Origin of the sequence: Streptomyces sp. P1-3 (genome assembly GCF_050613155.1) — a bacterium.
GTDB lineage: Bacteria > Actinomycetota > Actinomycetes > Streptomycetales > Streptomycetaceae > Streptomyces.
Map to the genome: position 1 here is coordinate 4481354 of NZ_CP192512.1, position 25600 is coordinate 4506953.

At 71.4% G+C, this 25600-nt stretch carries 26 protein-coding genes, 1 pseudogene and 1 riboswitch; of the genes and pseudogenes, 18 read left to right on the forward strand and 9 right to left on the reverse strand.

All coding sequences use genetic code 11. The features are described from left to right. Window positions 1-547 precede the first annotated feature (547 nt). A complete protein-coding gene (locus ACQUSR_RS19395) occupies window positions 548-877 on the reverse strand; it encodes a chorismate mutase (protein WP_431043840.1) in 330 nt (109 codons plus the stop codon). A gap of 256 nt (window positions 878-1133) precedes the next feature. Between ACQUSR_RS19395 and guaA the strand changes: the two genes are divergently transcribed. The 4 genes and pseudogenes from guaA to ACQUSR_RS19415 form a co-directional block, all read left to right on the forward strand. Further along, window positions 1134-2720 carry a glutamine-hydrolyzing GMP synthase gene (gene guaA / locus ACQUSR_RS19400; RefSeq protein WP_431043841.1) on the forward strand — a complete coding sequence of 529 codons (1587 nt, stop codon included), beginning with the start codon at window positions 1134-1136 and terminating at the stop codon, window positions 2718-2720. Window positions 2721-2840: 120 nt separating this feature from the next. Next, window positions 2841-3422 (forward strand): Uma2 family endonuclease, encoded by a 582-nt coding sequence (locus ACQUSR_RS19405; protein ID WP_431043842.1) that lies wholly within the window; start codon window positions 2841-2843, stop codon window positions 3420-3422. Window positions 3423-3683: 261 nt separating this feature from the next. Further along, on the forward strand, window positions 3684-5009 hold the full coding sequence (locus tag ACQUSR_RS19410) for a hypothetical protein (RefSeq protein WP_431043843.1): 1326 nt from the start codon (window positions 3684-3686) through the stop codon (window positions 5007-5009). Between the two features lie 60 nt (window positions 5010-5069). Continuing rightward, window positions 5070-5585 (forward strand): annotated as a pseudogene (locus ACQUSR_RS19415) (DoxX family protein); the annotation flags it as partial. Window positions 5586-5736: 151 nt separating this feature from the next. Here ACQUSR_RS19415 and ACQUSR_RS19420 read toward each other — a convergent pair. Together ACQUSR_RS19420 and ACQUSR_RS19425 are read right to left on the reverse strand one after the other, a co-directional pair. Beyond that, window positions 5737-5946 (reverse strand): hypothetical protein, encoded by a 210-nt coding sequence (locus tag ACQUSR_RS19420; RefSeq protein WP_431043844.1) that lies wholly within the window; start codon window positions 5944-5946, stop codon window positions 5737-5739. Further along, window positions 5943-7394, reverse strand: a complete 1452-nt coding sequence (locus ACQUSR_RS19425; protein WP_431043845.1) for a PspC domain-containing protein — start codon at window positions 7392-7394, stop codon at window positions 5943-5945. The genes ACQUSR_RS19420 and ACQUSR_RS19425 overlap by 4 nt, the downstream gene beginning before the upstream one ends. Window positions 7395-7610: 216 nt before the next feature. Between ACQUSR_RS19425 and ACQUSR_RS19430 the strand changes: the two genes are divergently transcribed. The 3 genes from ACQUSR_RS19430 to ACQUSR_RS19440 all read left to right on the forward strand — a co-directional run bounded on the left by ACQUSR_RS19430 (window position 7611) and on the right by ACQUSR_RS19440 (window position 11581). Further along, a complete protein-coding gene (locus tag ACQUSR_RS19430) occupies window positions 7611-9389 on the forward strand; it encodes a protein kinase domain-containing protein (protein WP_431043846.1) in 1779 nt (592 codons plus the stop codon). A 42-nt stretch (window positions 9390-9431) separates the two neighbouring features. Beyond that, window positions 9432-10736 carry a PspC domain-containing protein gene (locus ACQUSR_RS19435; protein WP_431043847.1) on the forward strand — a complete coding sequence of 435 codons (1305 nt, stop codon included), beginning with the start codon at window positions 9432-9434 and terminating at the stop codon, window positions 10734-10736. A gap of 149 nt (window positions 10737-10885) precedes the next feature. After that, a complete protein-coding gene (locus ACQUSR_RS19440; RefSeq protein ID WP_431047695.1) occupies window positions 10886-11581 on the forward strand; it encodes a LuxR C-terminal-related transcriptional regulator in 696 nt (231 codons plus the stop codon). A gap of 221 nt (window positions 11582-11802) precedes the next feature. Here the strand turns inward: ACQUSR_RS19440 and ACQUSR_RS19445 are convergent, their stop codons facing one another. Continuing rightward, window positions 11803-12372 (reverse strand): TetR/AcrR family transcriptional regulator, encoded by a 570-nt coding sequence (locus ACQUSR_RS19445; RefSeq protein ID WP_431043848.1) that lies wholly within the window; start codon window positions 12370-12372, stop codon window positions 11803-11805. A gap of 39 nt (window positions 12373-12411) precedes the next feature. Between ACQUSR_RS19445 and ACQUSR_RS19450 the strand changes: the two genes are divergently transcribed. Continuing rightward, entirely contained in the window at window positions 12412-12759 is a 348-nt protein-coding gene (locus ACQUSR_RS19450; RefSeq protein ID WP_431043849.1) for a darcynin family protein, read from the forward strand. Between the two features lie 127 nt (window positions 12760-12886). After that, complete coding sequence (locus ACQUSR_RS19455; RefSeq protein ID WP_431043850.1) at window positions 12887-13534, forward strand: GNAT family N-acetyltransferase; 648 nt, start codon at window positions 12887-12889, stop codon at window positions 13532-13534. A 77-nt stretch (window positions 13535-13611) separates the two neighbouring features. Here the strand turns inward: ACQUSR_RS19455 and ACQUSR_RS19460 are convergent, their stop codons facing one another. Next, on the reverse strand, window positions 13612-14322 hold the full coding sequence (locus ACQUSR_RS19460; RefSeq protein WP_431043852.1) for a lipoprotein: 711 nt from the start codon (window positions 14320-14322) through the stop codon (window positions 13612-13614). Window positions 14323-14484: 162 nt separating this feature from the next. Between ACQUSR_RS19460 and ACQUSR_RS19465 the strand changes: the two genes are divergently transcribed. Beyond that, window positions 14485-14808 carry a nuclear transport factor 2 family protein gene (locus ACQUSR_RS19465; protein ID WP_431043853.1) on the forward strand — a complete coding sequence of 108 codons (324 nt, stop codon included), beginning with the start codon at window positions 14485-14487 and terminating at the stop codon, window positions 14806-14808. Here the strand turns inward: ACQUSR_RS19465 and ACQUSR_RS19470 are convergent. After that, window positions 14780-15238, reverse strand: coding sequence for an ATP-binding protein (locus tag ACQUSR_RS19470; protein ID WP_431043855.1), 459 nt, complete (start codon window positions 15236-15238; stop codon window positions 14780-14782). The genes ACQUSR_RS19465 and ACQUSR_RS19470 overlap by 29 nt on opposite strands. 107 nt (window positions 15239-15345) lie before the next feature. Between ACQUSR_RS19470 and ACQUSR_RS19475 the strand changes: the two genes are divergently transcribed. The 6 genes from ACQUSR_RS19475 (at window position 15346) to ACQUSR_RS19500 (ending at window position 20305) form a co-directional block, all read left to right on the forward strand. Further along, window positions 15346-16128 (forward strand): helix-turn-helix domain-containing protein, encoded by a 783-nt coding sequence (locus ACQUSR_RS19475; RefSeq protein ID WP_431047697.1) that lies wholly within the window; start codon window positions 15346-15348, stop codon window positions 16126-16128. After that, on the forward strand, window positions 16125-16376 hold the full coding sequence (locus ACQUSR_RS19480; RefSeq protein ID WP_431043856.1) for a DUF397 domain-containing protein: 252 nt from the start codon (window positions 16125-16127) through the stop codon (window positions 16374-16376). Before ACQUSR_RS19475 ends, ACQUSR_RS19480 begins: the two co-directional genes overlap by 4 nt. Window positions 16377-16544: 168 nt before the next feature. Further along, window positions 16545-17186, forward strand: a complete 642-nt coding sequence (locus ACQUSR_RS19485; protein ID WP_431043857.1) for a hypothetical protein — start codon at window positions 16545-16547, stop codon at window positions 17184-17186. Window positions 17187-17198: 12 nt separating this feature from the next. Continuing rightward, window positions 17199-18524 carry a hypothetical protein gene (locus tag ACQUSR_RS19490; RefSeq protein WP_431043858.1) on the forward strand — a complete coding sequence of 442 codons (1326 nt, stop codon included), beginning with the start codon at window positions 17199-17201 and terminating at the stop codon, window positions 18522-18524. Window positions 18525-18803: 279 nt separating this feature from the next. Continuing rightward, complete coding sequence (locus ACQUSR_RS19495) at window positions 18804-19742, forward strand: hypothetical protein (RefSeq protein ID WP_431043859.1); 939 nt, start codon at window positions 18804-18806, stop codon at window positions 19740-19742. Between the two features lie 44 nt (window positions 19743-19786). After that, window positions 19787-20305: a hypothetical protein gene (locus tag ACQUSR_RS19500; RefSeq protein ID WP_431043860.1), complete on the forward strand. Its 519-nt coding sequence runs from the start codon at window positions 19787-19789 to the stop codon at window positions 20303-20305. A gap of 18 nt (window positions 20306-20323) precedes the next feature. Here the strand turns inward: ACQUSR_RS19500 and ACQUSR_RS19505 are convergent, their stop codons facing one another. Continuing rightward, window positions 20324-20983, reverse strand: coding sequence for a DUF1326 domain-containing protein (locus tag ACQUSR_RS19505; protein WP_431043861.1), 660 nt, complete (start codon window positions 20981-20983; stop codon window positions 20324-20326). A 141-nt stretch (window positions 20984-21124) separates the two neighbouring features. Here ACQUSR_RS19505 and ACQUSR_RS19510 point away from each other — a divergent pair, with 141 nt between their 5' ends. Further along, on the forward strand, window positions 21125-21961 hold the full coding sequence (locus ACQUSR_RS19510) for a DUF2182 domain-containing protein (protein ID WP_431043862.1): 837 nt from the start codon (window positions 21125-21127) through the stop codon (window positions 21959-21961). Window positions 21962-22142: 181 nt separating this feature from the next. Here the strand turns inward: ACQUSR_RS19510 and ACQUSR_RS19515 are convergent, their stop codons facing one another. Next, window positions 22143-23264 carry an NlpC/P60 family protein gene (locus ACQUSR_RS19515; RefSeq protein WP_431043863.1) on the reverse strand — a complete coding sequence of 374 codons (1122 nt, stop codon included), beginning with the start codon at window positions 23262-23264 and terminating at the stop codon, window positions 22143-22145. A 437-nt stretch (window positions 23265-23701) separates the two neighbouring features. Between ACQUSR_RS19515 and ACQUSR_RS19520 the strand changes: the two genes are divergently transcribed. Then, complete coding sequence (locus tag ACQUSR_RS19520; protein ID WP_431043864.1) at window positions 23702-24055, forward strand: hypothetical protein; 354 nt, start codon at window positions 23702-23704, stop codon at window positions 24053-24055. A 44-nt stretch (window positions 24056-24099) separates the two neighbouring features. Here the strand turns inward: ACQUSR_RS19520 and ACQUSR_RS19525 are convergent, their stop codons facing one another. After that, window positions 24100-25281, reverse strand: coding sequence for an NlpC/P60 family protein (locus ACQUSR_RS19525; protein ID WP_431043865.1), 1182 nt, complete (start codon window positions 25279-25281; stop codon window positions 24100-24102). Window positions 25282-25289: 8 nt separating this feature from the next. After that, window positions 25290-25456: riboswitch (cyclic di-AMP (ydaO/yuaA leader) on the reverse strand. Window positions 25457-25600: the final 144 nt, after the last annotated feature.

The window sequence follows — 25600 nt, forward strand, 5'->3', positions numbered from 1 at the left end:
TGGTCCGGGTGCGCGGTGAGGATGCGCGCTACGAGTGCAGCGGTACGAGTGCAGCGGTACGAACGGGCGGAGTCTGGCTGCCGGGAGAGGGGAGCGGGCGCGGTGCGGAACCACCCCGCCGACAGCGGGCCGAACGGATCTCGTTCTGGTGTGCATCGTGGTGGATACGTCACATCCGGCGCAACCGTTTCGACCGGATACGGTCGGTCGGTCCCAGGCGTCCCCGGGACCGACCGTCCTTAGGATGATGACCGGGCTGCTGTCCCCTGCTGACCGGTCACCACGCCGAAGCGAGGTCCCACGACGCGCACCACCTGAATCACCGCAGGGGCCACGTCTCATCGCTCCGGCGAATCTAGCCACGCGTGGATGTGGTGGTCCGCTCCTGGCTGGCGCGGACACCGGGACCAACGAGGTGTTTGACGACCTGGTCACGCGCCGTACGGGTGATGGGCCCCGCGGGTGACCTTCCGTCCCCGCCCGGATCGGTCAGGTCCCGGATCGGTCAGGTTCTGGAGGTCAGGTTGGAGGTCAGGTCCTGGATTGGTCAGATCCTGCCGCGGCACAGCTCCAGCAGCGTCATCGCCAGCGCCGTGCCGGGCCTGCCCAGCTGGTCGCTGTAGTGGCCCAGCACCTCCATCTCGCGGGAGAGGCTGAGCCGCCGTCCGCCGGAGGCGATGCGCTCGCGCTGGATCACGTCCGAGACGGCGATCCGCTCCTGGACGAGCCCGATGATCCGGGCGTCCAGGTCGTCGATCCGCAGGCGCGCGCCGTTGATCGCGGCGGCCGCCTCGTCGGTGCGCGCGCCGGTGTCGGGGGCGGTGGTGGCAGCGGTGTCGGGTGCGGTGGTGGCGGTGGTGCTCATACGCGTGCTCATATCCGTAACACTCCTGGGATCGTGGCCCCGGAGCCGGTGCACAGACCGGGAAAACGACCAGCGCCCCGGGCCTGTGTCGGCCCGGGGCGCCTGGGAAGTCGCTTGCTCGCAGTTGCTAAGCAGCATGACCATGGCAGCCGGATGGGCCGGTGCCATAGGTAAAGACGCAGGTCAGCTGCTTGGACATGGGCCACAGTATGAGCCCGTTAGTATGGAAAGTCCAACCCTTATGTAACCCCGCCGGAAGGCCGCCGAAGTGCCCTCAGCGTCCCCTGCTGCCGCCCCCGACACCGTTCTGGTTGTCGACTTCGGCGCGCAATACGCCCAGCTCATCGCCCGCCGCGTCCGTGAGGCCCGGGTCTACAGCGAGATCGTGCCGTCCACCATGCCGGTGGCCGAGATGCTCGCCAAGAAGCCCAAGGCCATCATCCTGTCCGGCGGTCCCTCGTCGGTGTACGCGGAGGGCGCGCCGACCCTCGACCGTTCGCTGTTCGAGGCCGGGGTCCCGGTCTTCGGCATGTGCTACGGCTTCCAGCTCATGGCGGTCACGCTCGGCGGCGCCGTCGACAACACCGGCGCCCGTGAGTACGGCCGCACCCCGCTGACCGTCTCCAAGACCGGCTCCACCCTCTTCGAGGGCACCCCCGCCGAGCAGACGGTGTGGATGTCGCACGGCGACGCCTGCTCCGCCGCCCCCGAGGGCTTCACCGTCACCGCCTCCACCGACCTGGTGCCGGTCGCGGCCTTCGAGAACGACGAGAAGAAGCTCTACGGCGTGCAGCACCACCCCGAGGTGATGCACTCCACCTACGGCCAGCAGGTCCTTGAGCACTTCCTCTACCGCGGCGCCGGCATCGAGCCGTCCTGGACCACCGGGAACGTGATCGAGGAGCAGGTCGCCGCCATCCGCGAGCAGGTCGGCACCAAGCGCGCGATCTGCGGTCTGTCCGGCGGCGTGGACTCCGCGGTCGCCGCGGCGCTGGTCCAGAAGGCCATCGGCTCCCAGCTGACCTGCGTGTACGTCGACCACGGGCTGATGCGCAAGGACGAGACCGAGCAGGTCGAGAAGGACTTCGTCGCCGCCACCGGCGTGCAGCTGAAGGTCGTCGACGCGCAGGAGCGCTTCCTCACCGCGCTCAAGGGGGTCTCCGACCCCGAGGAGAAGCGGAAGATCATCGGCCGGGAGTTCATCCGGGTCTTCGAGCAGGCCCAGGCGGAGATCGTCGCCGAGGCGGGCGCGCACGGCGAGCCGGTGGAGTTCCTGGTGCAGGGCACGCTCTACCCGGACGTCGTCGAGTCCGGCGGCGGCACCGGCACCGCGAACATCAAGTCCCACCACAACGTCGGCGGCCTCCCCGAGGACCTCGAGTTCCAGCTGGTCGAGCCGCTGCGCAAGCTGTTCAAGGACGAGGTCCGGATGGTCGGCCAGGAGCTGGGCCTGCCGGAGGAGATCGTCCAGCGCCAGCCCTTCCCCGGCCCGGGCCTGGGCATCCGGATCGTCGGTGAGGTCACCAGGGAGCGCCTGGACCTGCTGCGCGAGGCCGACGCCATCGCCCGCGAGGAACTGACGGCGGCGGGCCTGGACCGCGAGATCTGGCAGTGCCCGGTCGTCCTGCTCGCGGATGTGCGGTCCGTGGGTGTCCAGGGCGACGGCCGCACCTACGGCCACCCGATCGTGCTGCGTCCGGTGTCGTCGGAGGACGCGATGACGGCGGACTGGTCGCGCCTGCCGTACGACGTGCTGTCGCGGATCTCGACCCGCATCACGAATGAGGTCGACGAGGTCAACCGGGTGGTGCTGGACATCACCAGCAAGCCGCCGGGCACCATCGAGTGGGAGTAGCCCTTCTCGGGCCCCCGAGGTCAACGCCGACGCCGTCGCTCACACGTTTGGGTGGCGGCGTTGTCGTACCCGCTGGGTACGCTGGCCGCACGGCCGAGAATCCCGTCCATGGGAGGAACCATGACCGCTGAGATCGCGCACCCCTGGCCGGTGCCGCCGCCGGATGGCTACACCGTGGACGACCTGCTGACGCTGCCCGACCTCCCGCCGCACACCGAGTTGATCGACGGGAGTCTGGTTTTCGTGAGCCCGCAGCGAGCGTTTCACAGCTTGGCGAACGACTTGTTCATGATGACGCTGCGCAGGACAGTGCCCAAGGACCTGCGAGTGCGGCGGGAGATGACCGTGGTCATCGGCAAGCGGCAAGCACCGGAGCCGGACGTCTCCATCGTGCGCGCGGAGGCTGAAGTCGATTCGGACGTTACGTACTACGAGGCGAAGGACGTCGTGCTGGCCGTCGAGACGGTGTCCCCGGACTCGGAGGAACGGGATCGCAAGCGCAAGCCGCAGCTGTACGCCGAGGCCGGTATCCCGCACTTCTGGCGTGTCGAGCAGGGCGAGGGACGTCGGCCCGTCGTCTACGTCTACGAGCTGGACACCATGACCAAGAGCTACGTCCCCACCGGCATCCACCACGACCGCCTCAAGCTCACCGTCCCCTTCGACATCGACATCGACCTCACCGAGATCGACAATCTGTAGCCGTCAACCAGAGGGGCCGCGGCGTTCACCCGCACGTGCGGCGGCCGCGACGCGATGCCGCGGCGACGGCGCACAGCGGTCCGCCACCCCGCCGCGACCCCGTCGCGCTGGGCGAATGCCCCGGCAGCGATCTTGCGGCGTAGATCAACGATCAGCCCCCGTATCCGGTTTCGCCCCGCACCGGACCCGGATCGCCGACCCGGAGCCCTCCGAGGTGCGGCACAATTCCCTCTCGACGTTTGACAGTTGGGAGACAGCCCCGTGGCCGTGGATCAGGCGCAGGACGCCACGACGAGCGGTGCGCACGCGCTGGGGCGTGACGGGGACCCGGCGCGCCCCCCGTACCCCGCCGCGCGCCCCCGTCCTCAGGGCGCCGCGCACGGCGCCGACTGCCTCTGCCCGCACAGCGCGCGCGACGCGCACCGAAGGGCGGTCGCCTCGTTCGACGCGCTGCGCGACCGGATGGCGACGGGCCAGGGCCTGCCCGCCGCCCTCGCGCACTCCGCCTCGGCGTCCCGCCAGTGGGTCTCGGACGAGCTGACGCAGGCCGCGCACGAGGTCGCCGAGCGCGGCCGGGCGGCGAGTGACGCCTGGTTCAGGCAGGTGTGGCGGCGGGCGGTCGTCGCGGTGTGGGGCGCGGCCGGGGTGCTACTGCTGACCCAGCTGATCACCGCGCTGGCCGCGGACGGCTGGTCGGCGACCCGTACGGCGGGTCTGCTCGCCGCGCTCGGCACCACCGTGCCGCTGACCCTGGCCGCCTGGCTGCACCGGACGCGCGGCGGGCTGCTCGCCGTCCTCGTCGGGGAGGACAACCGGCTGTCCACCTCGCGGGCGGTCGCCGCCGGCTGGGTGCTGCTCGCCGGGTACGCGGTGCTGCTCCTCGCGCTGGAACGGGCGGTCGGCCAGAGCCCCGGCGGCCTCGCGCTCGCCGACTCCGCCGCCCTGCTGACCGTCCTCGCGCTGAGCTGCGCGGTCGCCGTCCTGGCCCGCGTGGTGGTGGCGAACCGGGTGCGCGACCGACGCGCCCAGAAGGTCCGCGCCGACCGCCCGCGCCCCGCCGACCTGCTCACCGACGACGCGGGCCGGGCCGGATTCGCCGCCACGCAGTACGTCCTGCTGAACGCGGCGGCCGTCGTCTTCGCGTGCGTCACCCTGGCCCGGGCGCCGCAGCGGCTGCCCGAGCTGCCGTGGGGGCTGGCCCTGCTGGTGGCGGTGTCGGCGGCGACGTACCTCGGCGGGAAGTACGCCGACGGCGGGCGGCCCACGGTCCTCTCGGTCGTACGGGCGCGGGAGGCCGGCGACCTCGACTCGCCGATCCGCACCGGCGACGACATCGAGATCCGCGGCAGCGGCTTCGTACCGGCCGGGGCGCAGGACGCCGACCGGCTGGCCCGTACGGTCGTCCGGATCGGCCCGGTGCACGTCCATGTGCCGCTCGTACCGGTCGCCGGGGGCTTCACCAACCCCACGGACACCGTGCTGACCGTGCCCGTGCCGGTGGACGTGGAGCCGGGCCGGGTGGACGTCCAGGTCATCACCGCGTCCGGCGCGGAGACCAACCGTTACCCGATCGACGTCCTCGACTGAACACCTCGCCTCGGGCGCCCGTATGAAGGAGTGGGGCGCGACGGAGAGGCGGAGGGCACGATGGCACACGTTGACCGTACGGATGGCGCGAAGGGCGCGGACGGTGCGGGCGGCCCCGGAGCGGACGGCGGGCTGCGGGCGGCGGCGTCCCGCTACGCGCTCGTCCCGCTGCGCGTCTTCCTCGGGGTGACCTTCGTCTACGCGGGTCTCGACAAGCTCACCACCTCGGGATTCATGGCCGCCCACGGCCCGGAGTCCATCGGCGAGCTGATGCGCTCCCTGCGCGACAGCTCGGCGGTGCCGTGGCTGGTCGACCTGGCGCTGAAGAGCCCGGAGAGCTTCGGCTACGCGCTCGCGTTCGGCGAGATCGCGGTCGGCCTGGGGACGCTCTTCGGCGTCCTGGCGCGGGTGGCGGCCCTCGGCGGCGCGCTGATCTCGCTGAGCCTGTGGCTGACGGTCAGCTGGCAGACCGAGCCGTACTACTACGGCAACGACCTGGCCTATCTGATGGCGTGGCTGCCGCTGGTCCTGGCGGGGGCGGGAGTCGCCTCGGTCGACGCGGAGCTGCACAGGCGCGGCGTCCGGTACGGCGGGCTGCGGGGCCACCGCGGTGCCCGCCGCCGCGACGACCGACGCCGCGATGGCCGCCGCGATGGCCGCCACGACGGCGGCCGCCCGCCGGCCTGACGGGCCCGAGGGCGGTCGGAGCCCGGTGTTACCGCCCGCGCTACCTGGACCGGCGGCGCCGCGCCCGCCGCAGCGTGTACGCCAGTACCGAGACCAGCGCCGCCACCGTCAGTCCCGCCGGGATCGCCACCAGCGGGGCGAACGGCGGGAAGTCCCACTCCCCGGCCGCGTCCACGCCGTACACCACGGCGACGCCCAGCAGCACCAGCCCGGCGACGAGCTTGCCGGGTTCGAACGGGTGGCGCCTCATCCGCGGATCACCTGCACCTGGCCGACTCCGATCTCCAGCTCCAGCTCCAGCGTGCCGCGCGGATCGCGGCCGCCCGCCGGTTCCAGGGTCACGGTGCTGTCCCTGGCCGGCTCGACGTCGACGTCGTCGCTCGCGTCCCCCGGCAGCTGGATGTCGCCGAGGCCCACCTCGATGTCCAGCTCCACCCGTACGTCCTTCGGCACGGTCACGGCCAGCCGTCCCGCCCCGACCTCCGCCCGGGTCCGCACCGTCCGGTCCTTGCCCGGCGTCACGCCGGTGAGCTTCAGCGTGCCGACGCCGGTCCCCAGTTCATAGCTGTCGCGCACCGCCTCCGCGTTCGCCGGCCGCCAGGTCTCGCGGCGCCAGTCCGTCGTCACCGACTTCGGCAACGCCGCCGCGCCCGCCAGCAGCACACTCGTCAGCACCGCCGCGACGAGCGTGCCCGCCCCCGTCCGCCCGTACCGGCTGCTGATGGCGATCCCCACCGCGAAGACGGCGAGCGCGCCGGCCAGGCCGATCTCCAGGCTGGTGCCGAGCGGCTGCGCGGACCAGGACGCGGCGATGCCGACGGCCGCCGCGGTCAGGGCGGTCAGCAGTGTCCAGCCGCTGATCGACGGGGGCTCGTCGGCCCGTCCACGGCCCCGTTCGCCGTCCCGCTCGTCGCCGCGCCCGCCGACCGCCCCGCCGGGGGCGCGGCGGAAGCGGGTCGCGGAGGGCGCCCCCGAGGTCTCGTACGCCTCGTCCGGGCCGTCGTCGGGCCCCCACAGGTAGCCGGTGCCGACATGCCCGGTCGTCCCGTCCTTGACGATCGGGTCGCGCCACCACGACGGGCCGCCGAGCGTGGGCGGGGCCTGCGTCTCGGGCGGCGCGGTCCCGTAGCCCTTGGCGGCGGTCGCCGTCTTGGGGACGGGGGCGCCCCCGGCCGCCGCCTGGGCCGCCGCCGCGTCCGCCTCGCCCGCCCCGCTCTCCGGCTCGTACCGGTGCCGCGACCAGTACGCGGCGCCGACGGTGGCCAGCGACAGCATCAGTGAGAAGGCGATGACGCTGCCCTTGTTGAGCATCGACAGGAACAGCCCGCAGCCGACCAGCGCGCACAGCACGGCCGTCAGCGCGGTCCCCTCGACCCGTCCGGACAGCAGCCGCCGCCCCTCGTTCTCGTCCTCGCCGAGCAGCGGGACCAGCAGCCAGCAGAACCCGTACACGATCAGGCCGATGCCGCCCGCCACGGCCAGCACGGACAGCACCACACGGAAGATCACGGGGTCCATGTCGCAGTACCGGCCGAGCCCGCCGCACACCCCGCCGACCACCTTGTGCTCCCGGCTGCGCCGCAGCGGGGCGGACGCGGGCGAAGGCGAGGGCGCGGCGGGCGGTGGGACGGCGGCGGAGTCCCCGGGCGGGGCCCCGCCGCCGTCGTGCGCGTCCGCCACGCGGTGTGCATCGGTCATCCGTCCATGGTGACAAGCCGCGGGGCCGGGCCGCATCCGGCCCGACCCCGGACCTTCCCCGGATCTTCCCCTGATCTCCGCTGGACCTTTCCGGGACCTTTCCGGGACCCTCCCGCGACCTTCCCTGAGATCGACCCGGAGCCCGCGGCGGCTATCGTGTCGCTTCGAACACATGCGGGGTTGGCAAGGCTGGCGGGGCAGGCAGAGGGGTGCGCGGTGTCGGATGAGGGGCGGCTGGTCGCCGGGCGGTACCGGTTGATCGAGCGGATCGGCCGCGGTGGCATGGGCACGGTGTGGCGCGCCGAGGACGAACTGCTCGGCCGTCAGGTCGCGGTCAAACAGCTCCACATCTCCATCCACGTCTCCGACGACGAGCTGGCCACCCTTCACGAGCGCACCCGGCGCGAGGCGCGCAGCGCCGCCCGGATCACGCATCCCAACGTGGTCGTCGTGCACGACGTCGTGGACGACGGCGGGTTGCCCTGCATCGTCATGGAGTACGTGCCCTCCACCACGCTGGGCGCGCTGCTCAAGGAGAACGGCACCGTCTCTCCGGGGGAGGCGGCCAGGATCGGCCGCGGCATGGTGGCGGCGCTGCGCGCGGCGCACGCGGCCGGGGTCCTGCACCGCGACGTCAAGCCCGGCAACGTGCTGCTGGGCCGGGGGGACAGCGCCGAGGCCCAAGGCCCTTGGGGCGGCCGGGTGGTGCTCACCGACTTCGGCATAGCCATGGCGACGGGGACGTCCACGCTGACCAAGACCGGTGAGGTGGTCGGCTCCATCGACTACATCGCGCCGGAGCGGGTCAGGGGCCGCAAGCCCGGCCCTGCCTCGGACCTGTGGGCGCTGGGCGCGACGCTGTATCAGGCGCTGGAGGGGCGTGCCCCGTTCCGCCGCGACACGGCGATGGAGACGGCGTACGCGATCGCCATGGATCCGCTGGAGCCGATGCGCAAGGCCGGTCCGCTGACGGGTCTGATCGAGGCCCTGCTGGCCAAGGACCCGGACGAGCGGCCGTCGGCGGCGGACGTCGAGCGCGCGCTGCGGGCTCCGGCGGCGGAGGCGACGACGGAGCCGGAGCTGCTGCTCGGCCCGTCGTTCACGACGGGCATGACCGGTACGACGGGTACGGCGGGTACGACTGGTACGACCGGTACGCGCGGGCTGGCGGCGGATGCGAGCACGGGTCCCGGCGCGGACACGGGCGCGGATACGGGACGGGAGCCGAAGCCCGAGCCCACCCGGGACACCACCCTCGTACCGGATGCCATGCCCGGGCCGCAGGACGACGCTTCCCGGACGCGCTCCCAGGGCACGGCACGGGCAGGTGGCAGCGGTGTCCGTAAGGTCCTGTTGACGGCGGCAACACTGGTCGTGGTCGCCGCGGGCGGCTTCTGGGTGCAGCAGTACGCGGGCGACGGCGGCGGGTCGGGGACGCGCGCGGAGGGGCCGAAGGAGCCAGGCGCGACTCCGGACGCGAGCCCGAGCCAGGTCCACACGCCCCCGCCCGTCCCCGAGGGCTACCACCTCCAGTACGAGAAGCAGTTCGACGTCTCCCTGCCCGTGCCCGACGGCTGGAACCGCGTGGTGAGGTCGGCCCGGGAGATCCTGTACGTGGACCCCGTCAACAAGATCGAACTCCGGTTGAACGTGTTCGATCTGGCCAGCCCCAGCCCCCTTGACCACTTCAAGGACATGGAGAAGTCATTCGCCGCCACGCACAGGGGGTACGAGCAGCACCGGATGCAGAAGACCGTCTTCCGGGGCCAGCCGGCGGCGGTGTGGGAGCTGAGCTGGCAGGGCGAGGCGAGGAAATGGCACGCCTTCGACCTCTGCTGGGGCCGCGAGGGCGAGAAGGAGTACGCCCTCTGGCTCTCCGCCCCCGAGGACACCGCCGTCGACGACTACCTGCCCGTCTTCAAGAAGGTCAGGGACGGGCTGGGCCTCCCCGGTGACGCGGAGCGGAAGGGCACGTCCGGGTCCGGTCAGGGGTGACCCTGATGACCGTGCGGCGCTGATCATGTGACCATCGGGGACATGGCCGCCACCGCACCGACCGCCGGGCCGCACCACCCGGTGCCCCCCGACCACGCCGAGCCGCCCCCGCGCAAGCTGTACCGCAGCGCCGAGGGGCGGATGCTCGGCGGCGTCGCGCGCGGGCTCGCCGGGCATCTGGGCCTGCCGGTGCTGTGGGTGCGCGTCGTCTTCGTGGCGATGGTCATGGCCGAGGGCTTCGGCGCGCTGGTGTACGCGCTGTTCTGGTTCGTCGTGCCGCTCGGCGTCGGCGGCGTGGACACCGAGCGCCCGGCCCCCTCCGCCACCGTGCCCGGCCCCGACGGCAAGCGCCGTCTCTTCGCCCGCAAGCCGGACAAGGGGCAGGTCGCCGCGCTGGTCGCGCTGCTCGTCGGCATGGGCATCTTCGTGGACTCCTTCCAGCTCGGCCGCGCCAACACCTACATCTGGCCGCTGCTGCTCCTCGGCGCGGGTGTCGCACTGGTCTGGCGGCAGGCGGACAACGCCCGGCGCGCCCAGTGGATGGAGCTGAGCCGCCGCAAGCGCGTGCTGCCCGTCGCGCGGAGCGCGGCCGGAGTGGTCCTGGCCGGTGTGGGCGTGACCGGCATCGTCGTCATCCAGGGTTCGGCCGAACATCTGGGCGCGGTGCTCCAGGCCGCCCTCGCCGTCATCGTCGGCGTGGCGCTGCTGGCGGGGCCGTACCTGGTGCGGATGATGCAGGACCTGTCCGAGGAGCGGCTGATGCGCATCCGCGCCCAGGAGCGCGCCGAGGTCGCCGCCCACGTCCACGACTCCGTGCTGCACACCCTCACCCTCATCCAGCGCAACGCCGACGACTCCCGCGAGGTGGCGCGCCTGGCCCGCGCCCAGGAACGGGAGCTGCGCGCCTGGCTGTACAGGCCGGAGGGCACCGGAAAGGACGAGGCGGAGGCGCCGGACACGTTGGCGGAGGCGGTGCGCCGCACGGCGGCGGAGGTCGAGGACCACCACGGCGTCCCCATCGAGGTCGTGGTGGTCGGCGACTGCCCGCTGGACGACAGGCTGACCGCCCAGCTCCAGGCGGCGCGCGAGGCGATGGTCAACGCCGCGAAGTACGGTGGCGAGGGCGGCCCCGTGCAGGTGTACGCGGAGGTCGAGGGCCGTACGGTCTTCATCTCGGTACGGGACCGGGGTCCGGGCTTCGACCTCGACGCCGTGCCGGACGACCGGATGGGCGTACGCGAGTCGATCATCGGCCGGATGCAGCGCAACGGCGGCACGGCCCGGCTGCGGTCGGCGCCGGACGGGGGCACGGAAGTGGAGCTGGAGATGGAGAGGGTGGCGGGATGACGGGGAACGGACCGGCGGGGAACGATCAGGCGGGGACCGGGGCAGCGGCGAACGGCGCGACGAACGGCCCGGCGAACGCGCCGACGAACGGCCCGGCCAACGGCCCGGCGAACGGGCCGGCGGGCAACGCGGCGCCGGGGAACGGGCAGATGGCGCAACCGGCGTCCGGAGTGGCGGCGGCCGAGCGCCGGGTGCGGGTCGTCCTCGTCGACGACCACCGCATGTTCCGCACCGGAGTCCAGGCCGAGATCGGCCAGACGGACGTCACGGGCGTGGAGGTGGTCGGCGAGGCGGCCGACGTCGACCAGGCCGTCACGGTGATCAACGCGACCCGCCCCGAGGTCGTCCTGCTGGACGTCCATCTGCCGGGCGGCGGCGGCGTGGAGGTGCTGCGCCGCAGCGCGGCCCTGATAGGAGCCCCGGACCGCCCGGTGCGCTTCCTGGCGCTGTCGGTCTCCGACGCCGCCGAGGACGTCATCGGCGTCATCCGCGGCGGCGCGCGCGGCTACGTCACCAAGACCATCACGGGTACGGATCTGGTGGACGCGGTCTTCCGCGTGGCGGAAGGCGACGCGGTCTTCTCGCCGCGCCTGGCGGGGTTCGTCCTGGACGCCTTCGCGTCCACCGACGCCCCACCGGTCGACGAGGACCTCGACCGCCTCACGCAGCGGGAACGCGAGGTGCTGCGGCTCATCGCCCGTGGTTACGCGTACAAGGAGATCGCCAAGCAGCTGTTCATCTCGGTGAAGACGGTCGAGAGCCATGTCTCGGCGGTGTTGCGCAAGCTCCAGCTGAGCAACCGTCACGAACTGACGCGATGGGCGACGGCACGACGGCTGGTCTGAGACGGCCGACGACGACGTCCGGCCACTCCGCCGGGACGGGCGCGCCGGTGTTCGGCGCGGCCGGGTGACCAGCCGGCCGAGTGGTCAGCACGGCCGAGCGGTCAACGCGATGGCGTGGTCGACGCGGTGGCGCGGTCAACGCGGTGGTGTGGTCAACGCAGGACCAATGGTGGCGTGGTCAACGCGGTGGTGTGGTCAACGCAGGACCAATGGTGGCGTGGTCAACGCGGCGGAGCGGTCAGCGCGTCGACGAGTGTCCGCACGGCCGCGTCCGTGCGCACGTCGTCGCCGGTCACCAGCCGGTCCAGAAGAACGCCCCGCGCGCCGGACACCAGCGCGGTGGCCCGCGCCCTCGCGTCGTCGGGCGCGTGCCCGATGCGTACGAACGCCGTGGCCAGCGGTGCCACCCAGCCGTCGACCTCGCGCGCGGCGAACTCGCGGTACGGGCTATCTGGAACGCCCGCGAGCGCCATCACCTCCAGCATGAGCGGGGCGCTCCGCCGCTGGCGGCCCGCGGTCACGTCGTGCCACAGCGCCAGCAGCGTCTCCCGGAGCGCGGGCCCGGACGCCGCCCGCCCCAACAGGCCCGTCACATCCGGCCGGGAGGTCTCCAGGGCCTGCGCCAGCATGTTCTCCTTCGTGCCGAAGTAGTAGACGAGCATCCGTGAACTCGTGCCGAGTTCGGCGGCGACCGCCCGCAGGGACAGGCCCGCGATGCCGTACGTCTCCAGATACCCCACCACGGCGGCGAGCAGCTCCGCGCGCTTGCGTTCATCGACAGGTCGAGCCATCAGTTGACTGTAACGGATGGTTCATGAATTATCGCCGCCATGGATGAAGCACTTGGTACAGAAACCGCTTGGACCGTCTTCATGCACCTCACGGTCACGCCCGCCTGGCTCGCCCTGACCCGCGCCGAGCGGGACGCCGCCCTCGCCGAGCACGTGGCTCCGCTGCTCGCCCGCCACGCGCCGGTCAGCATGTTGGAGTGGTACGACGCCGACGCGTTCAGCGCCTCGCCGACCGATGTCGCCGTCGTGCGCACGACGGACCTGGAGGACTGGAACCGCTTGCTTGAGGGGCTGCGGGACTCGCCGCTGCTCGCCGTGCCCTACTACCGGCTCGACCGCGTCATCGTGACGCGGGCCGGCGGCTTCGCGGAGCGCGTCGCCGCCTAGTACCGGCGCTGCCTAGTGCCGGTGCCGCCCGGTGCCGGTGCCGGTACCGCCGCCCCCGCGCCGAGCATCGGATCAACGATGTAATATGCGGTCATCGTTTTCGTCTATTACACGGGGGGCGGATTCAATGGACGCGGAACTCGTACGCGAATGGGTCGAGGGCTGGGTCGTCTCGCGCGGGGCGGCGCCGCCGGTGGAGGAGTCCTGGGGCTTCACCATCGACGTGGGGCTGACCGCGCAGGTGACCCGGCACGTACTGCCCGATGCCGACGAGCCGCTGATACGCAAGCTCACCGAGACGGTCACCGCTCCCGGCACCTGGCTGAAGTTCTTCCTGCCGCCGCAGACCGTCGCGCCGTGGGTGGCCCCCGGGTGGAGCTTCGACAGTGACGGCTTCCTGATGTCCACGCCGCTGCGCCCGGCCACGGTCGCGGCTCCCGAGGGCTACCAGGTGCGCACCTGGGCGCGGGGCGGCGTCACCCGGGTGCTCGTCCTGGCCGAGGACGGCGCGTTCGCCGCCCGCGGCCAGATCGGCGTGCCCGCCCTCGGGCGCCCGGCCGTCGTCGACCAGGTCGAGACCTCTCCGGCCCACCGCCGCAAGGGACTCGGCAGCCTGGTCATGCGTACGTTGGCGAACGCCGCCCTCGACGCGGGCTCCTCGGCGGCGGTGCTCGGCGCGACGACCGAGGGGCGGGCGCTGTACGAGTCGCTGGGCTGGCGCACCCACGGCCCGCTGACCGGCCTGGTTCGCGACGTTCCGCCGGAGACCCCCTAGCCGGGTCACCGGGTCCGCCGGGTCCGGCGGGGTCCGCCGGGTCCGCCGGGTCCAGGGTGGCCCGGCCGCCGCCCCGGTCAGTCCCCGGCGGACACCTTCAGCGACTTCTTGGCCAGCTCCAACGCGGGCAGCATGTCCTTGTGCTCTTCGGTGTCCCACCCGCCAAGGCTCAGCAGGACCGGCCCCTGCGGCGTCGCGAAGGCCACCGCGGTCTGGTTCCTGGTCTCCTCCGTCAGCTTGCTGTAGGACGAGTAGACGACCTCGGTGGCGGCCAGGCCGTCGACGCCGACCTTGATGTCGGTGTACGTCCTCTTCCGTATGGGATCGAACTCCCCGGCCACATACCGTTCGAGGACCTCGCGCGGCTTGTCGCCGGCGGCCGACTTCGGTCCGGTCCACACGCGCATCATGCCGAGGTGCCCGGCGGGCTTGCCGTCGATCTCGCACGCCATCCGGAGGCCGCCCTGCTTGAGGAGCTTGTTGAAGCCCAGTCCGGCGTCCTTCTCGGCGGGTAGCGGCTTGACGGTCTTCGGCTTCCAGGACTTCGCCAGGTCGAACGTCACGGGCAGCACGCAGGCCGACCCCTTGTTGCCGAACTGCTTGCTGGACGAGGTGGCGGCCTTCGTGTCGCTGCTGCCCTTGTCCTTGCTCTTGCCCTCGCCCTTGTCGCCGTCGCCCGACGACGAGCAGCCGGTGAGCGCGCCGAGCATCACCGCCGCGACCACCACCGCGCCCGCCGCCGCTCTGCGCGTTCTACCGAAATGACGCATGTCGTACATGTGCTGCATTCCCGCCCCTGAGTTCGAAAATTCGCCGCAGCATATACCGGACGGGGTCCTTCCGGGTACGTCCCCATGCCTGGTCAGGCCCGCATCCGCAGCGCCGGGCCGTGGCGGTGATATCTGAACGGTGACGTGCCCCGACACCACCCGGAGCGAGGAGCCGCCCCCATGCCCATCAGCCCCGACCACCTGACGGACCCCCAGGTCCGCGCCTTCGTCCAGGCGCTCAACGCGGGCGACCGCGGTGAGTTCTTCTCGCTGCTGACCCCGGACGCGACGATGTCCGACGACGGATCCGATCGCGATCTGGCTGAGTGGACGGACCGGGAGATCTTCTCCTCCGGCGGCCACATGGACGTGATCGAGGAGTCGGACGGCGGCCGCACGCTCCTGGCGGACTATGCCAACGACACGTGGGGCGGAATGCGCACCCGCTGGACGTTCATCGTGACGGGCGACAAGATCAGCCGCTTCGAGACGGGTCAGGCGTAGAGCGTGACCCGTGCGCCAGCACGTCGAGCTCGAACCAGACGGTCTTGCCGACGCCGCACGCGCGCGGGTGCACGTCCCAGTCATCCGCCAGCGCCGCCACCAGCGCCAGCCCGCGCCCACTCTCGTCATCGACCGCCGCCTGACGCGGTCGCGGCAGCTCCGCGCTGGCGTCCGACACCTCCACGCGCAGCCGCTTGTCGCGCAGCTCGCACCGGGCGTAGATCAGCCGACCGGGTGAAACGTGCGCGTGACGGCAGGAGTTGGTCACCAACTCGCTGAGCAGAAGAAGGGCCGTCTCCACCGCGTCATCGGCCAGACCCCAGGCGCGGACGTGCTCGCGTACGAGCTCACGGGCGAGGGGGACGCTGCGGTGGTGGCGGGTGAGGTGCAGCTCAATGTCGCTCGGTAGTGGGGGAGTTCCGTTGTTCATGGCTGAATGCTGCTGGTCCGGGCGTAGCGTGAGGAGTAACTGCACGGGTACGCGGGGTGGCGTACCCGTCGTGTCCCGGGGAGGTGGAACGGGTGGCCGAGACGCCGATGGCGTGGCGCTACTGCGGAAACCAGATCAAGCTCTGGCGCACGCATGCGGGCGTGAGCCGCGAGGATTTGGGCAAGCAGGCAGGCTACGGGTGCGAGACCATCAAGTCGATGGAGCAGGGGCGGCGCAGGCCGACGCTGCGGGTGCTTGAGGTCGCGGATGAGGTGTGCGGGGCGCACGGGAAGTTACTGGCGGCGCAGGACTATCTCAAGCCGGAGAAGTTTCAGTCGTACGCACAGGACTTCATGCGGTACGAGGCCGAGGCGATCGTTCTCAACTGGTTCGAGCCTCAACTCATCCCAGGTCTGCTCCAGACAGAAGAGACGACGCGGGCTCTGTTCGGCGCGCACTTGCCGCCGCTGGACGACGAGACCATGGAGGAACGGGTCGCGGCGCGACTGGAGCGCCAGGCCGTCCTGGACAAGCAGACCAGGGCGTTCTCCTTCGTGATCGGAGAGGCGGCGGTGCGCTACCCCGTCGCGGACGTGGAGGCACACGAGCGCCAGTTGCGGCATCTGCTGGAGATGGGGAAGCGGCGTAACGTGACGGTGCAGGTTCTGCCACTCGGCGGTGCTCATCCTGGACTCAACGGGCCACTCGTGCTGCTGGAGACACCTGAGCACGAGCATCTAGCCTACGTAGAAGGCCATGAGACGGGCGCGCTGTACGTGGACCCGGCGACGGTAAGCGTCATCAGGCAGCGCCATGCCATGATCCTTCAGCGGGCCCTCACTCCCGAGGAGTCGGCGCGCTTCATCAGCAAGTTGGCGGAGGAGCTATGAGCGGCGAACTGGTGTGGTTCAAGTCGAGCTATAGCGACACCGGTGGTGGCGCCTGCGTCGAAGTCGCTGTCTCCTGGCGGAAGTCCAGCTACAGCGACACCAGCGGCGGCGACTGCGTAGAGGTCGCCACCTGCCCCCACACCGTCCATGTCCGGGACTCCAAGGACAAGACCGGCCCCCACCTCACCTTCTCGGCCGACGCCTGGGCGGCCTTCCTCACCTTCGCCGCCGCGCACCCCGTCGAGTAGGGGCTGCCTGACCGGGCGGAGGATGCACGTTCAACTATCCGCTGTGGTGCCCTGCGACGGCCCCGCCCGTCACCCTGTGTGCTATTCAGATTGCATACGGTAGTGGCATATGCGAGGCTGCCTTCACGATCTTCCGATGAGGCGTGTGTCGAGAAGGGGCACCTGTTCATGCTGCGCAAGAGCCTGCTGACCGCCGTCGTGATGGTCCCCCTCTTCGCCGTCGCAGCGACCTCTCTCTCCGACCCGCCTCCTGTCACCGAGACCGCTGCGGCGTCCACGCGGACCGTGGGATCCGGGGTCCGGGATGGCTCCGGGACCCGGGACGGTTCCGGGACCCCCCGGGACGGTTCCGGGATCCGGAAAGCCGAGCCCGGGCAGGACTTGAGCGCACAGTTTCAGACGCTCTCGAATCTCTCCCGCGCGGTCGACGAGTCGTCCCAGTTCGCGGACATGGTCGTGGAGGGCGAGAGCGACGAGGGCAAGCTCGTCTCACAGAAGAACGAGGCGGACCAGGCTCTTGACACTCTTTCCGCCTCGGGCCCGGTCATCCCCGGCAACGCCGCCGCGCCATCCGGCGAAACCGGCCCTCCTTCGGACTCGGCTGTCCAGCGGCGCGTCGAGGCGGTCAAGGCGGGCCTCCAGGAACTTCTCAGGGCCGCGCTCGGGTGCCGTTGCCGAACGGTCAGGGAGTCGGCGACCGATCTGCTGCGGAATCTCGGTCGCCTCATCAAGGCCGTCCTGGAGGACCTGGGCCTCGATGAGTGTCCACCTGAGCTGAGAGCGGCGGTGCCGCCTCGTTCCGGTCAGTAGTGAGGGACGTGCGTGCGCAATGATGATCGTTCGTGGCAACGTCGGCTGGAGCGGGCCAACTGGGTGCTCCTCGCCGGAGCCGCGACCGGTACCGGCGCCGCGGCCGCCCACTACCTGGGCGGCCATCCGCCGGCCGGGCACACGCAGCGTGAGAACTGGTCCCTGCTTCTGGTCAGCTCGATGGTGCTGGCGCTGTCCGCGACCGCCGCCGTCACCCGCCCTTTCCTCCGCACGCCTGGGCGCTGCTGGCTGATGAGCGTGGGCGCGATGACGATCTTCGCCGTCGGCACGGTCGTCGTCTGGCACATCACGGCCACCGACGTGAACACCACAACAGTGGTCGGCACCCCCGTCGGCACGGTCCACCAGAGCGACGCTCATATCGCGAAGAGGCTGCCCGGCGTGCCACTCCAGAAGATCCCGACCGGTCTCTACATCCAGAGTGTGAAGTTCACCGGCCCCGAGGAAGTCGACGTAAGCGGGTACGTCTGGCAGCGGTACACCGATGACGTCCCCGAGAGCAGCCGTGGGGTTGTCTTCCCAGAGGCCCCGGACGGCTTCGACATGAAGCAGGTCTACGAAACGAAGACGACGGAGGGACGCGCTCTACGGGGCTGGCACTTCCACCTGACGCTGCGTGAGAAATTCGTCTACAGGGAATACCCGCTGGACAAGCAGAACGTCTGGCTCCGGATGTGGACGATCAGTACGTTCAAGAACGAGATCCTGATCCCGGACTTCTCCTCGTACCCGCCCTGGCAGCACAAGGCGCTCAACGGCCTGGACCAGGACATCGTCTCGCTGGGCTGGCGGCCGTACTACACCGCTTACAGCTACGGAGATCACACGTATTCGGCGACCTTCGGCGCGACGCCCTACGTCAGTGGTTTTTCTGCCGCGCCTGACCTCTATTTCAACATCGGGCTCACCCGGTCATACGCGGGCCCGCTCATGGGCAGGCTCGTCCAATCGTTGTTCATCGCCGCCGTGTTGTTCATGGCGCTCTTCGTCTTCACCCGCGACGATGCCCGCCATCCCCGATTCGGCTTCAACACCTGGACGGCGATCACCTTCGCCGTCACCGTTCTGCTGGTCGTGATCGTGGATCAGGCGCAGTTGCGAGAGATCTCAGGCGACGGTTCGGTCACCTATCTGGAGTACTTCGCCATCGCCCAGAACCTCGTGATCGTCGGGATGTTCGCGAACTCGATCCTCCTGGGTACGGAGGCGAGAGCCGCCGTCTTGGGGTGGCGCGACAATCTCCTGCCCGCGCTGCTCTATTGGCCCGTACTGATCGGCCTCTTCTTCGCCTTCTCCCTCATGGTGCTCGCAGGCTGACCATCGCGACCGGGGCCCGGAGCTCGGGTTCCGGGCTTCGGGTGCCGAGCCCCGAGATCCGAGCTCTCTTTCTGAGGAACGGGTGGGTTGCATAACCCACCCGCCCACCCAAACCCGACCCCAACTCCCGCGCATACCAGCGGGGATGACTTTTCGTGACGGACTTGCCACAGCTCGTGGCGGCCGTCTAGCGTTGCGCGCAAACAAACAACCCCGGCAGGTGCTGGAACACCAAGCCGGGGTCTGACCGCAAGATCGCACGCCTACGAGGTCGATCTCATGGCTGACGCCAACCCTACCCATGCCCCGCGCCCGAGCGCGACGCCCCCCATGGCCAAACCGGGCTTCGGAAAGCGCTCCGCACCCGACCAACCCCTGCGCCGCCGGGGCGACTTCGCGCATCTCCCCACCCGTGAGGCGATCGTCGCGACGCACATCGACCGGTTGCCGGACGGTGCCGCGATCGACGCGAAGACCCTGGCCAAGGAGCTACCGGACTACGGCCAGCAGGCCGTCCGCTCGGCCCTCAACGCCCTGTCCGAGGCGGGCCATCTCCGCCGCCTCAGCGGCACCGTGGACGAGGGCCGCACCCAGTGGGTGACCAGGACGTTCTTCTCCCGCCAGCCGCGCGACAACGCCTGGTGGGCCGCCTTCGCCGCAGGGGAGACACCCGTACCACCGGCACCTGCCCCGGCACGTGAACCGGCACCGGCACCGGCACCGAACCAACCCTGGACCCCGCCCCAGGTTCAGCCGGACGAGCGACCCGCCCCCCGGCCTCCACGGACCCCGCGCTCGCCCGCGTACGACGCACTGGCCGCCCTGGGCCGTACCGAACCCCGGATGGCGTTGTCCGCCGCCGAGTGCGCCGACCTCGAACCGCTCGCCGCCCAGTGGCTGGCACGCGGGACCGGCCCCGCCCACCTCGCCTCGGCCCTCACGGCCGGACTCCCGTCCGAGGTCCACTCCCCGGGCGCCCTCGCCCGCAACCGCCTCACCGCCAAGATGCCCCCGGAGCCCGCCGAGCCCCCGACGGCGCCAGCACCCCGCTGGATCATGGAATGCACCGACTGCGGCATCCCCGGCCGTCCCGAGGCACTCCCCGGCGGCCTCTGCCGAACCTGCCGAGGCGAACCCCCACGCCCGAACGCCCCCGCCCTGTCCAGCGCCGAAGTCCACGCCAGGGCTGAGCGCCTGCGCGCAGCGGCCCGTACGTAGGCGGCACCCGGGGCGTAGTGGCGCCCTGGCATAGGGTCGTGGGCATGTCACAGAATGCGCCGGGCCCGCTCGGTCACCAGCACCCACCGCACCCCCAGTACGCCCAACAGCCGCAGCAGCCCGCCCCGTACACGCCCTATCCCCAGCAGCCACACCCCCCGTACGCAGGCTCCCACGCTCCGTACCCGCCCTTCGGCGCGCCGATGGCCATGCCGAGTCAGGTGCGGACGGCGCAGGTGCTGGCCTTCGTCATGGCCGGGTTGCTGATGCTGGCCTGTGTGCTGAACTTCGCCGGCGGGGATCCGCGCACCGCCGGTTACGTCGTCGGGGCCGGGCTGCCCGCCTTCGGCTGTGCGATCTGCGCGCTGTGCTTCGGGGGAGCGGGCGGCGGGGCGAAGGTGACTGCGATCGTCTTCGGCTCGCTGATGATCCTCTTCGGCCTGTCGGCGATGGGGCAGGGGCGGCCCGGAGGGCTGATCGAGGTGGTGATCGGGATCCTGATCGTGGTGATGCTCTCCCAGCGGGCGTCCGGCGAGTGGTTCCGGCGCCCGCGCCACCCCTGAGCCCTGAGGCGGCGTTACTCAGGCGCCGTCCGGCCCCGCCCAGTCGAACGGAATGTGCTTGCTGGACTGACCCTCCCGGCTCCAGCTGAAGCCGAAGGCGTCGGCCCGGTCGGCCGTCGAGCGGCCCCAGGTCGCGACCTGGCCCGGCCCCGTCTCCGAACCCGGCAGGTTGTGCACCTGGACCCGTGCGCCCTCCGGCGTCGTCGGGCCGGTCAGGGCCTCCGCGCTGGACTCCGCGCGGCCGGGGATGCGGGAACGCCAGGAGCCCAGGTCCTCGTCGATGCTGAACTCGATCGGGGCCGTGTCCATGCCCCGCATCTCCGGGTCGAACATGGCGACGAAGTCGGCGGGCCAGCCCCCCGCCTCGCCGCCGAAGATCATCTGGAGGGCCGCGCGCTGCGTGTCGTCGGCGCGCTCGTCGAGGAAGACGGCCGCGTACGCGTCCGAGTGCTCGGCCCACGCGTTCCCGACGAAGGACGCGAGGATCAGCACATTGAGGCCGTCCAGCCGCACGTCGCCGTAGGTGCCCTCACGGATGTGCCAGGTCATGACGCCCTCGCAGTCGCCGAAGGTGGGCGGCTGGGCGAACGAGCAAGGGCACGGCACGTTGCATTTGCAGGTGTCGAACCAGTCCCCGGTGACGTGCCACTTCGGGATGGTCGGCGCGGTTTCGGTCATCGCGGCACCTCCTCGCGGCTTCCCGCGATTTCCCGCGACCTCTCGCGACTCCTCACGACGTCCGCGGGCTCCCTTCCATCGTGCACCCCGCGTCCCCGCCGGATCCAGGAATTCCGTTCCGATATGTGATGTCCTGAGGGTATGTTCCGGAGCGCCAGGCTCAGTACCTCGACGCCCCTGCGGAACGGGAACCTGCTTCCCGCACGGGCGCTCGCGTACGCCTGGTCCTTGATGGCGCTGCTCGCGCTGCTCGCCTGGCTGGTGACCGTGGCGCAGGCGCGCGACATGGGGGTCGAGCCGGGGACGATGGGGATGGGGCTGCCCCTGTTCCTGGGGCTGTGGCTGGTGATGATGGCCGCCATGATGCTGCCGTCCGTGGCGCCGGTGGCGATCACGTGGGTACGGGGGATCCGCCGCCGGGCGGTGGGCGTGGCGCGTGCGGCCCGTGTCGCCCAGTTCACGGGCGGCTATCTGCTGGCCTGGGGCCTGTTCGGCCTGCTGGTCTACGCGGCGCTCGGCGCGACCGGCGACCTGGTCGACGAGCACCCCGGGGCGGGGCGCTGGATCGGCGCGGGAGCGTTCGCGCTGGCCGGGCTGCATCAGCTCGGCCCGTTGAAGGACGTCTGCCTCCGCCACTGCCGCAGCCCCATGGGGCAGCTGGTCCGCTACGCCGGTTTCCGGCCCTGGGCCCGCGACTTCCGCGTCGGCGCCCACCACGGGCTGTTCTGCGTCGGCTGCTGCTGGGGGCTGATGCTGATTCTCGTCCCGCTGGGCGTCATGAACGTCGCGGCGATGGCCGGGGTGGCGGCGGTGATCTTCATCGAGAAGCTGTGGGGCCGGGGCCCGTACGTCGCCACCGCGGTGGGCGTCGTTTTCCTGGCCCTCGCCGTCCTGGTCCTTTTCGACCCGTTCACGGACTGGCTCCTGCCGGGCCTGACGCATTCCGGCTCCGAAATGGAGATGGGGCGAATGCGCTGAGGGGCGTGGCCTCGTAGGCCACACCCCTCAGAGTGCGCCGTGGCCGACGAGGTGGCCGCGGAGGCGGGGGCGGCCAGGGCCACCGCGGTGACCAGAGAAGAGGCGACGACGAGGCCGTTCCGGGCGTGCTTACGCATGGAGGAATCCTTATTCTGGCCGCAACTCGGCCGCATCCTGGCCCTCACGCCGGGCGTGCAGCCCCCGCGAACGGCATCTCGTCGATGGGCGCGATCCGCACCGGTGCGCCCGGCCGCGGGGCGTGGATCATCTTGCCGCCGCCGATGTACAGGCCTACATGGCTCACGCCCGAGTAGAAGAACACCAGGTCACCCGGGGCGAGTTCGGATCGCGGGACGCGCGTCCCCGTGGTGATCTGGGTGTACGTGGTGCGGGGCAGGTCCACGCCCGCCGCCCGCCACGCCGCCTGGGCGAGCCCCGAGCAGTCGTAGCCGGAGGGCCCGGTCGCGCCCCATACGTACGGCTTGCCGAGCGCCCCGTACGCGTACGACACCGCCAGCGCCGCTCGGCCCGTCGGGGGAGTGACGGGGGTGCGGGTCCCCCTGGCCGTCCCGCGGTCGGCGTGCGGCTGGTGTCCTCCCCGGCCGTCCCCGCCACCGGTGCCGCCGCCGACCGCGTCTCCGTGGCCGGTGAGGTCGCCGCCGCCGGACTCCGCGAGGAGCTTCGCCCGCTGCTTCGCCGTCAGCCGGTCCAGCAGCGCTTCCGCGGCGTCGAGCTTCTTCTCGATGGTCCTCTTGTGCCGGGCCAGTGCCTCGCGGGAGCGGTTCAGCTCGCTCAGCTTGCCGCTCGCCTCGGTGCGTACCTGCTTCAGCCCTCTTATCTGCCGGATCAGCCGGGCCACGGCCGCGCCCTGGCGGCTGCCCGCGCGGTCGGCGAGCGAGGCGCGGTCCAGGTAGTCCTCGGGGGAGGACGACAGGGCGAGTTGGAGGCCGGGGGCGACGGCGCCGGAACGGTACTGCGCGGTGGCGTACGAACCGAGCGCGTTACGGGAGGCGTTGAGGCGGTCCGTCCTGCGGGCGGCCTCGTCCTGCAGCGCCTCGTACGCCGTGTGCGCCGCCTCGGCGTCCGCCCGCGCGCCGTTGTAGCGCTCGGTGACCTCCTCGGCCTGCCGGTGGTAGCGGTCGACCTGCGCCTTCACCTCGGCCGGGGTGAGCCGGGGCGCCGCGTGCCCGGTGCCGTCGAGGGCCGTGGCGGCGGTCGCGGCGCCCGCCAGGGCGATGGTCGCGGCCCGGCGGACGGTGCCGCCTGCGAACGGACGCTGCCTGGGCTTCCGGTGCGAGGCCACGGCGGTGGGTCACTTCCTTCCGAGCGGGCGAGGCGGCGGCCCGTGCACGGCCGACGCCGTACACAGGGGAGCGGGCCGCCGCCTGGAGCAGGAAGCTAGACCCCGTCGTCGGGCGAGGACACGGTGAAGGCCGGGAATGAGCGATTTCGGTGGATCGCGGACCGCGGCTGACCGGTCGGCTCACCGAGTGCCGGAACGTTCGCGCACGCGGATGACCGAAGCGGCGATCCGCACCCGGCGAGGACGCTCGCGGTGCTATGGGCGAACCGGCCACCGGTGCCGAGTCGCCCGATGCCGAGTCGGCTCCGGTGGCCGGTGGCCCGTCGACGGTGGCCGTGGTCCGCCGTCGCTCGTGGCCGGTGGCCGGTAGCCCGTAGCCGCGAGGCGACCGGCCCGGCCGTCGTGGCGGCCGCGGGCGCGGGCTACGCTCCGAGGCCATGGACGCAACTCTGCACGCCTTCGTCGGCCTGCACATCATCGGTATCGCCGCGCTGCTCGGCGGCTTCCTCACACAGATGAAGCTGATAGGCGCGGGCGAGGCCCGGATGTCGCCCTCGATGCTGCACGGCGCGCTGACGATGCTGGTGACGGGCATCGCGCTGGTGGGGCTCAACCAGGCCGACGGCAACAGCCTTGACAACGTCAAGATCGGCGTGAAGATGGCGCTGCTCGTCGTCATCCTCGGCCTGGTCTACGTGAAGCGGGACGAGGAGAAGGTGCCCGCCCCGCTCCTCGGCACCGTCGGGCTGCTGACCACCGCCAACATCTTCATCGCGGTGATGTGGACCTGAGGAGCCCCCGAGGAGGCTCCGAGCAGGCTCTGAGCAGGCCGGTGCTACGCCGGGCGGACGCTCCCGTAGATCGGCATCTCGGTTATCGGCGCGATCTTCACGTTGTCACCCGGCTTCGGCGCGTGGATCATCATCCCGTCGCCTATGTACAGCCCGACGTGGCTGATGTCGTCGTAGAAGAAGACCAGGTCGCCCGGCTTGAGCTCGGACGTCGACACGCGCGTGCCGACCTTCACCTGGTCCCACGTGGTGCGCGGCAGCGTCACCCCCGACGCCTTCCACGCGGCCTGGGTCAGCCCCGAGCAGTCGAAGGAGTTCGGGCCGGTGGCGCCCCATACGTACGGCTTGCCTATCTGGGCGCGCGCGAACGCCACGGCCTGCGCGGCCTTGGTGGAGTCGGAGGGCGCTGACGGGTCCGTGGTGCCGGAGCCGGAGCCGGAGCCTGAGCCGCTGCCGGAACCAGTACCGCTGCCGTCGTCCCCCTGCTGCTCCTCCTGGCGCCTGCGCTCCTCCTCCGCCTGCCGCTGCTTCTCCGCCAGCTCGGCCGCCTTGCGCCGCGCCTCCGCTTCCTTCTTCTTCTCCAGCGCCGCCAGCCGTGCCTTCTCCTCCGCGGTCAGCTGGGACAGCAGCGCCCGGGCCTGGGACAGCTTCTCCTGGATCGTCTTCTTCTCGGCCTTGAGCTTCCGCTCCGACGCGGTCAGATCCGCCAGGCTCCGGGTGGCCTTGCCGCGCTGCCGGGCCAGCTCCGTCTGCTGCGTACGGAAGTCGTCGACCGCGTCCTTCTGCCGCCCGGTGAGCCGGTCCATCAGGTGGTTCTGGTCGACGAAGCCCTGCGGGTCGTCGGCCAGCAGCAGGGTCGCGGTGCCGTCCATCCCGCCGTGCCGGTACTGGGCGGCCGCGTACGCGCCCAGGGTGCGCCGTGCCTCGTTCATCTTCTCGGTACGGGTGGCGGCCTCGTCCAGCAAGCGGTTCACCTCGGTCCGCTGCTTGCCCGCGGCCTCCGTGGCCGCGTTGTACTTCTGCGTGGCGGTACCCGCCTGCCGGTAGAGGGCGTCGACCTTCTTCCTCACCTCCTCGACCGTCGGCTTCGGCGCCCGTGGCGCGGCGTTCGCCGTCTGCGACAGGAGGGTGACCGAGGCGAGGGCGGCGGTGGTGACACCCACGGCCGTGCGGCGGCCGGCGGGCGATTCGAGCAACCGGGGACGCGGTTTGCGGTGCGACGCCAAGGGAGGCGACTCCTTCCGTGGACCGCCTACCGGGTTAGCTGTCGGGTTCGGGCGTACGGAAGGCTGCCCTACGGCCGTACGTGCGACGTACGGGCCGATTCACCCCAGATGGTGCGGGTGGGTCCCCGGCTCCGGAACCGCCTGATGGGCGGGCCGGACTCGGCGGCGGCGGCACGCGCCGGCTTCGGTCGCCGGCAGGGAGCGGGCCGCCTGACGGAGCACGCTAGCCAACCTCTGGGGCACCTGGGAAGGCTGGTGTTCGATTTGTCCGAGATCTTTCCGTGACATTGTCGTGTCGGCTGTCAGTGCCGGGCCCTAG

Coding starts and splice junctions, on each gene's coding strand:
- ACQUSR_RS19395 (WP_431043840.1), bottom strand. CDS start 877: ATGAGCACGCGTATGAGCACCACCGCCACCACCGCACCCGACACCGCT.
- ACQUSR_RS19405 (WP_431043842.1), top strand. CDS start 2,841: ATGACCGCTGAGATCGCGCACCCCTGGCCGGTGCCGCCGCCGGATGGC.
- ACQUSR_RS19420 (WP_431043844.1), bottom strand. CDS start 5,946: ATGAGGCGCCACCCGTTCGAACCCGGCAAGCTCGTCGCCGGGCTGGTG.
- ACQUSR_RS19425 (WP_431043845.1), bottom strand. CDS start 7,394: ATGACCGATGCACACCGCGTGGCGGACGCGCACGACGGCGGCGGGGCC.
- ACQUSR_RS19435 (WP_431043847.1), top strand. CDS start 9,432: ATGGCCGCCACCGCACCGACCGCCGGGCCGCACCACCCGGTGCCCCCC.
- ACQUSR_RS19440 (WP_431047695.1), top strand. CDS start 10,886: ATGGCGCAACCGGCGTCCGGAGTGGCGGCGGCCGAGCGCCGGGTGCGG.
- ACQUSR_RS19445 (WP_431043848.1), bottom strand. CDS start 12,372: ATGGCTCGACCTGTCGATGAACGCAAGCGCGCGGAGCTGCTCGCCGCC.
- ACQUSR_RS19450 (WP_431043849.1), top strand. CDS start 12,412: ATGGATGAAGCACTTGGTACAGAAACCGCTTGGACCGTCTTCATGCAC.
- ACQUSR_RS19455 (WP_431043850.1), top strand. CDS start 12,887: ATGGACGCGGAACTCGTACGCGAATGGGTCGAGGGCTGGGTCGTCTCG.
- ACQUSR_RS19460 (WP_431043852.1), bottom strand. CDS start 14,322: ATGCAGCACATGTACGACATGCGTCATTTCGGTAGAACGCGCAGAGCG.
- ACQUSR_RS19465 (WP_431043853.1), top strand. CDS start 14,485: ATGCCCATCAGCCCCGACCACCTGACGGACCCCCAGGTCCGCGCCTTC.
- ACQUSR_RS19470 (WP_431043855.1), bottom strand. CDS start 15,238: ATGAACAACGGAACTCCCCCACTACCGAGCGACATTGAGCTGCACCTC.
- ACQUSR_RS19475 (WP_431047697.1), top strand. CDS start 15,346: ATGGCGTGGCGCTACTGCGGAAACCAGATCAAGCTCTGGCGCACGCAT.
- ACQUSR_RS19480 (WP_431043856.1), top strand. CDS start 16,125: ATGAGCGGCGAACTGGTGTGGTTCAAGTCGAGCTATAGCGACACCGGT.
- ACQUSR_RS19485 (WP_431043857.1), top strand. CDS start 16,545: ATGCTGCGCAAGAGCCTGCTGACCGCCGTCGTGATGGTCCCCCTCTTC.
- ACQUSR_RS19495 (WP_431043859.1), top strand. CDS start 18,804: ATGGCTGACGCCAACCCTACCCATGCCCCGCGCCCGAGCGCGACGCCC.
- ACQUSR_RS19500 (WP_431043860.1), top strand. CDS start 19,787: ATGTCACAGAATGCGCCGGGCCCGCTCGGTCACCAGCACCCACCGCAC.
- ACQUSR_RS19505 (WP_431043861.1), bottom strand. CDS start 20,983: ATGACCGAAACCGCGCCGACCATCCCGAAGTGGCACGTCACCGGGGAC.
- ACQUSR_RS19510 (WP_431043862.1), top strand. CDS start 21,125: ATGTTCCGGAGCGCCAGGCTCAGTACCTCGACGCCCCTGCGGAACGGG.
- ACQUSR_RS19520 (WP_431043864.1), top strand. CDS start 23,702: ATGGACGCAACTCTGCACGCCTTCGTCGGCCTGCACATCATCGGTATC.